Source organism: Alteromonas sp. KUL17 (assembly GCF_006538305.1).
In the GTDB taxonomy this organism is placed as follows: Bacteria; Pseudomonadota; Gammaproteobacteria; order Enterobacterales; family Alteromonadaceae; genus Alteromonas; species Alteromonas macleodii.
In genome coordinates this window covers 193,407-199,722 of sequence record NZ_BJKJ01000006.1, presented here as the reverse complement: position 1 = coordinate 199,722, position 6,316 = coordinate 193,407, and the positions used below count along the sequence as shown (strand labels likewise).

The 6,316-nt window shown below is 45.7% G+C and carries 6 protein-coding genes; 5 read left to right on the top strand and 1 reads right to left on the bottom strand.

Annotation, left to right across the window (positions count from 1 at the left end; all coding sequences use genetic code 11):
• The 3 genes from KUL49_RS08070 to yeiP form a co-directional block, all read left to right on the top strand.
• Positions 1-467: MBL fold metallo-hydrolase RNA specificity domain-containing protein (locus KUL49_RS08070; RefSeq protein WP_278186891.1), on the top strand; the 467-nt coding region annotated here is incomplete at its 5' end.
• Positions 467-2,152, top strand: a complete 1,686-nt coding sequence (locus KUL49_RS08065; RefSeq protein ID WP_131136965.1) for a cisplatin damage response ATP-dependent DNA ligase — start codon at positions 467-469, stop codon at positions 2,150-2,152. The genes KUL49_RS08070 and KUL49_RS08065, both read left to right, overlap by 1 nt.
• A gap of 102 nt (positions 2,153-2,254) precedes the next feature.
• Positions 2,255-2,830 carry an elongation factor P-like protein YeiP gene (gene yeiP, locus KUL49_RS08060; protein WP_014951071.1) on the top strand — a complete coding sequence of 192 codons (576 nt, stop codon included), beginning with the start codon at positions 2,255-2,257 and terminating at the stop codon, positions 2,828-2,830.
• A 101-nt stretch (positions 2,831-2,931) separates the two neighbouring features.
• Here the strand turns inward: yeiP and KUL49_RS08055 are convergent, their stop codons facing one another.
• Entirely contained in the window at positions 2,932-3,900 is a 969-nt protein-coding gene (locus KUL49_RS08055; RefSeq protein WP_014951072.1) for a carbohydrate kinase, read from the bottom strand.
• A 285-nt stretch (positions 3,901-4,185) separates the two neighbouring features.
• Here KUL49_RS08055 and KUL49_RS08050 point away from each other — a divergent pair, with 285 nt between their 5' ends.
• A complete protein-coding gene (locus tag KUL49_RS08050; protein ID WP_131136964.1) occupies positions 4,186-5,358 on the top strand; it encodes an ROK family transcriptional regulator in 1,173 nt (390 codons plus the stop codon).
• Between the two features lie 36 nt (positions 5,359-5,394).
• Positions 5,395-6,303, top strand: a complete 909-nt coding sequence (locus KUL49_RS08045) for a homocysteine S-methyltransferase family protein (protein WP_131136963.1) — start codon at positions 5,395-5,397, stop codon at positions 6,301-6,303.
• Positions 6,304-6,316: the final 13 nt, after the last annotated feature.

The following is a 6,316-nucleotide window of genomic DNA, read 5'->3' as shown; positions in this document are numbered from 1 at the left end:
TTTTAGCGCTACGTGAAGCGGGGTACGAAAAGCCCATCTACTTACATGGTGCGCAGCTAAAGCTATGCGATTTATATGAACAGCTTGGAATAAGTCTTGGCGCTTTAATTCCTGTATCCGACGTCGCAGATAAAAAAGCACTGGCAGGTGAGATTGTATTAGCGCCCCCATCGGCATTGGCCGACAGGTGGTCGAGAAGCTTACCCAATGTGCGCCCTGTTATGGCGTCTGGCTGGATGCAAATTCGCGCCCGTGCGAAGCAAAGAAATGCCGAACTACCGCTTATTATTTCCGATCACTGCGATTGGCCAGAATTATTACAAACCATTAAAGAAGTGAATCCCAAAGAAGTATGGGTGACCCACGGTAGAGAAGACGCGTTAATGTATCAAGCTGAAAAAATGGGGTTCAAAGCTAGGGCATTATCGCTTGTCGGCTACGATGAAGAAGAGCAAGGAGGCGACTAATGAAAGCATTTAGTAATTTGCTTGAGCAACTTTATTACACGTCGGGAAACAAAGCCAAAGCGCAACTCATTGCTGATTACATTGCCAACACACCTGACCCTGATCGTGGCTGGGCTATAGCCGCTATGGCCGGTACGTTGCGATTTGATTTTTTTAAGCGTAACACTGTGAAAAAGCTCATTACCGAACACACTGACTCTGCGCTTTTTGCAATGAGCTACGATTATGTGGGAGAGGTTAGCGAAACCGTGGCGCATTTATGGCCTTACAGTGAACCCACAGATAATCTTCCAAGCCTTACCGAAGTCGTAGAAACCTTTGCGTCTGTGAGTAAACAGAAGGTGTCGGAAACGCTAGCCAACTACCTGACGATAATGACCCCTGCACAGCGCTGGGCTTTATTGAAACTTGGCACCCGCGGATTGCGCATAGGCGTGTCGGCTCGCTCCATTAAACAAATATTAGCCGATTATGGCAATAAAGATATCAAAGAAATTGAGACGCTGTGGCACGCGGTTACACCACCCTACACCGACATGCTTGCTTGGTTAGAAGGCAAAGCTGACAAACCTGACATTGAAAATGCAGTTACTTTCCACCCCGTGATGCTTTCCCACCCTATTGAGGACAGCGATATTGATGCTTTTAAGGAAAACACGTGGCAAATTGAAAACAAGTACGACGGTATTCGTGTTCAGCTTGCTGTTAAATCGGAGCCTATTGCCAGTAAATGCGCCACAAGAAAAGACCAGAACGATAACAAAGCAGGGCAAACAACAAATGAAGACACGCCGGATAAGGCGCTTTTCTCACGCACAGGAGATGACATTAGCCATTCTTTTCCCGACCTACTTGAAACGGTAAAAGGAAATATGGTGCTAGACGGTGAACTACTGGTTATTCATAACATAAAAGGCGACGCTTATGACGCTATGGCTTCACAGCCGAATGTCGACACATTCAATGCACTTCAGCAACGCCTCAACAAAAAAAAGCCAAGTAAAGCACTGCAAGCGTCTTCACCTGTTGGACTTATTGTCTACGATGCCTTGGTGCTAGATGGCAAAGATTTAACTGAGAAAACGTTGAAGGAACGTCGCCAGGCGCTCCACGAATGGTTTAACCATAACAAAAGCGAGCGCTTGTTTTTATCGGAAACCCTTTCTGCGAGCTCTCCTAAAAGCCTTCGTGAACTTCACGCCCACGTTTGTCAAAATCGCGCGGTGGAAGGGTTGATGATAAAGCGCTTAGATAGCAAGTACATCCCCGGCCGTCCCAAAGGGCAATGGTTCAAGTGGAAGCGCGACCCGCTGGTGGTTGATGCGGTAATGATGTACGCGCAGCGAGGGCACGGGAAACGATCGAGCTTCTATTCCGATTACACGTTCGGTGCATGGGAAGACGACCAGCTTCTGCCAATAGGAAAAGCATATTCTGGATTTACCGACGAAGAACTTAAGAAGCTAGACAACTGGGTACGGCGCAATGCAGTGGGACGCTTTGGCCCTGTGCGGGAGGTAAAGAAAGATCTGGTGTTAGAAGTGGCTTTCGACGCGGTCCATCCTTCTTCAAGACATAAATCGGGTGTAGCGCTACGCTTCCCTCGCATTCATCGTATTCGTTGGGATAAACCCGCCGCCGAAGCTGACACGCTAACCAACGTTAAAGCGTTAATCGAAAACTAACCACGTAAAAATACTTCCTAAGTAAGAAAAAATCGCTGAAAATGAAGTTTTACAGATGACCTCGGGCGGATTGCCTGAAGAGAACAAAAATAGGAAATCGCCATGCCGAAGGCTAGTGAAATCAAAAAGAATAACACCGTGGTATTTGACGGTAAGACCTGCATAGTTAGAGATATAGAGCGCTCTGTACCCCAAGGTCGTGCCGGTGGCAGCATTTATCGCATGCGCATGTATGACGTCGTCACAGGTGCTAAGTACGACGAAACATTTAAAGACTCAGATACATTGGATATGGCTGATTTAATTCGTCGTCCGGCAATGTTTTCTTATGTGGATGGTGACGAATACATTTTTATGGATAAGGAAGACTACACGCCTTATCACTTGAACAAAGAAAGTATTGAAAATGAGGCGCTATTCATTAATGAAGACACCGACGGTATTCAGGTGGTTATTGTAAGTGAAGTGCCAGTAGCGTTAGATTTGCCAATGAGCGTAGAGCTTGAAGTTGTTGAGACAGACCCATCTATTAAAGGCGCCTCTGCTACGTCTCGAACCAAGCCTGCCACGCTTTCAACCGGACTGGTTGTACAGGTGCCTGAATACATCAGCACTGGCGAATGGATTAAGGTAAACACCGAGGAACGCAAGTTCCAAAGTAGAGCGGATAAGCACTAAGCCTCCAATACATCAGCTGACGCCACCTTTGCCGGTGCGCAGCGATTGAAGAAAAAAGGGTTCATTTTGAACCCTTTTGTTTATCTTAAGATAATCGATACTTATTTAGCGATGTTAGCCTGCGTTGGCAATGCGCTAAATGCACCATACTGCGTTACCGTGTAAGCACCACAGCGGATAGCAAATTCCGTAGCTTCGCTTACATTCTCGAAGTTCTCCGCCCATGCGTCGAAGTCATCAGCGCTTTTCACTTTTGTAGATAGGAAATATAAGAAGCCACCAATAAAAGAGTCACCCGCTGCTGTCGTGTCTTTTACATCCATTTTAGGTGACGCTAACGTGCCGCTAAACGACTTGGTAATATAGTGAATAGGCTCACCACCATCGGTTACCAATACAACTTTAACACCGCTATCTAACCACTGCTGAACCTTTGTATCAGCATTTTCTTCGCCATATAGCTCTGCGAGTTCTTCTCGGCTAGCCTTTAAAACAGACACTTTCTTTGCAGCTTCATCTATACGTGACGGCGCATTCGCTGTGTCATCCCAAAACGCTGGGCGATAGTTAATATCCAAACACACCATCATGCCGTTTTCCTTCGCCTTGTTCAGAATAAACTCGGTACCAGGAATAAGTTCAGGGCCTGAAATAGAGCCTGAGCAAAAATGAAGCACTGTATTTTTATCACAATCTATCGTCGACAAATCTTGCTCTGAAATGTGTTTATGCGCTGCATTATCGACATAAAAATCAAAAGAGCGTTCGCCGTCTGCATCCAAGTTTACAAATGCCAGAGCCGTATTACCTTCTTGTGTAGTCCACACGAAGTCAGTGTTTACTTTGTAGTGCTCTAGCATTTCTTTAAGAAACGCGCCAAAGGTATCGTCACCTACTTTCGAGACCATCGCACTCTCACCACCTAGCTGAGCTACAGCGACTGCCACATTAGCAGGTGCACCACCCGCGTAGGGCTGGAAAGGTTTCATTGCTGGTATGTTGCCATCTTTGGGCGCAGCACCTTGGCTTAACATATCAATTAGCACTTCACCTAAACATAAAATCTTCATACCAGCCTCACTTAACAGAATTTAAAAATTGCAGCTTACCTTTGCACAGTTCGCGCAAGGTTAACGAATCGTTAATTAATTGGGGCATAGTATTGTCGAAAGAATCAATTAAATCAACCTAATTGATTTAACCTTTTGCGCAAAAATCAATGGGTGTGATAGGGTTGACGCAGTACTGTCGAATAAAGTTATGTCTGAACAAGTACCTACACCATTTCTTAAATTTGATACACGGCTAGGTTGTTATTACACTCTAGCTTCTTAAAACGATAGATTGTAAATACATTGAATACTGAATCGGCCTTTCACCTACCATCACAGAAAGCACCTACATTGCTTGATAGCCGCTCAGCGAATGAACGGGATATCCTTACCCTAATTCGCCAACGTTCTTCATTGCCTAAAGCTGAAATAGCACAGTTAACGGGGCTGTCTGCACAATCAGCGACAGTGATCATTAAAAAACTAGAGGCTGACGGCCTAGTAAGGCGACTAAAGCCAATCAAAGGCGGAGTAGGCCAGCCCAAGGTGCCGTTTGGTCTCAATGAAAACGGCGCGTTTGGTATAGGGCTGAAAGTAGGTCGACGAAGTTTCGATATGACGTTACTCGACTTGAAAGGCAATGTAAGAGCAACACTTCACGAGAAGTTCGCCTACCCGACCGTAAGCAACCTGCTTACCTTTGCAAAACGTGCTTTCAATGTACTCATTAAAAATTTGGATACAGACCAACAGCGCCTAATCCGAGGTTTAGGCGTTGCTATGCCCTTTGAAATTTGGAGTTGGGCAGAAGAAGCCGGAGCCCCAAAAAATGAATTGGAAGAGTGGAGAGAGTTTAATCCACAAGCGGCATTGGAAGATTTATTATCACTGCCTGTTTTTATAAAAAATGATGCTGGAGCAGCGTGCAGCGCAGAGATGTCTTTCGGTAATTCCCAAAACTACAATAGTTTTCTTTACATCTTTGTTGGCACATTCTTAGGCGGTGGCCTGGTACTCAATAACCAGTTAGTTAATGGAAAAACCGGTAACGCAGGTGCCATTGGCTCTTTGCCCTTTTACAATGGCAGTTCACAAAGTCAGCTAATAACCCAGTCTTCACTTTATTTGCTGGAACGAAAGCTAAACGACGCTGGGCACAACGGTCAGCATATTTATGAATCGCCATCCCACTGGTCTTGTGACACGCGCTCAATAGAAGACTGGTTAAGCGAAACCGCCAGAGGATTGGCCTTTGCGACTCAATGTGCAATGAGCTTGTTAGACCTAGACGGCGTAATCATAGATGGCGCAATTCCTGATGATGTCAAAAACGCATTGGTCGCGCATACGCAAAGCGCGATGGAGACGCTTGATATGCGTGGCCTTGCTCAGGTACACATAAGCGAAGGTCTTGTAGGCAGAAAAGCGCAATCCATTGGAAGTGCAAACCTAGCCCTTCAGGCAAATTATTACTAATCATCTAACATCTCAAAAGGTTTGGCTTCGGGCAGCATGAAAGAAGGAATGTATGACATTTTAATTTTAGATGGCGGCATGGGGCGAGAGCTGAAAAAGACAGGTGCACCCTTTAAGCAGCCAGAGTGGTCAGCACTGGCACTAATGCAAACACCTGAATTAGTAAGTGATGTGCACAAACGTTTTCTTGAAGCCGGTGCCTGCGTTATTACCACTAACGCCTATGCGCTTGTACCTTTTCATATTGGGGAAAATACATTTAGGGAGCAGGCTTTTACTCTCGCTCAGAGTGCGGCCGAACTCGCTCGAGGTGCAGTAGACACATTAAAGAGCGATGGTGGCAATAAGCGATTTGTCGCGGGTAGCGTTCCTCCGGCTTTTGGTTCTTACCGCCCAGATTTATTTGATGCAACCCGTGTAGCCGACATTCTCACCCCGCTTATTAAAGCCCAGGAGCCCTATGTTGATGTTTGGTTGATTGAAACTGCAAGTTCGGTAGAAGAAGCTAAAGCCGTGGTGTCACTTATAAAACAGCACTCTTCACTGCCTATATGGCTGTCATTCTCCGTTAGTAATCGAGAAACATCTAACGAGCCTGTGACATTGCGCTCAGGTGAGCTGCTAAGTGAGATAGAGTCATTATTGAGCGAAGCACAGAGCGTACTTTTCAATTGCTCGCAACCGGAAGAGATGGAAGACGCTATTTCAATAACGCGAAGTTTAAATGCTTCGATTAATATTGGCGCTTATGCAAATAGCTTTTCTGAGAGAAAACGTACACACGCGGCCAACGCGCTACTTTCCGAAATACGTGACGATATAACCCCCGCCCGCTATGTTGAATACGTTAAGACTTGGGTGGCTGCTGGCGCAACCATCATCGGGGGCTGCTGTGGTATCGGCCCTGAACATATTAAAGCCATCAGCGACGTTTTTGGTCAATAAAAGTACTAAATAG

What these genes read in the sequence shown, in the direction of transcription:
- yeiP (WP_014951071.1), top strand. Translation starts at nt 2,255, where the DNA reads ATGCCGAAGGCTAGTGAAATCAAAAAGAATAACACCGTGGTATTTGAC.
- KUL49_RS08065 (WP_131136965.1), top strand. Translation starts at nt 467, where the DNA reads ATGAAAGCATTTAGTAATTTGCTTGAGCAACTTTATTACACGTCGGGA.
- KUL49_RS08055 (WP_014951072.1), bottom strand. Translation starts at nt 3,900, where the DNA reads ATGAAGATTTTATGTTTAGGTGAAGTGCTAATTGATATGTTAAGCCAA.
- KUL49_RS08045 (WP_131136963.1), top strand. Translation starts at nt 5,395, where the DNA reads ATGAAAGAAGGAATGTATGACATTTTAATTTTAGATGGCGGCATGGGG.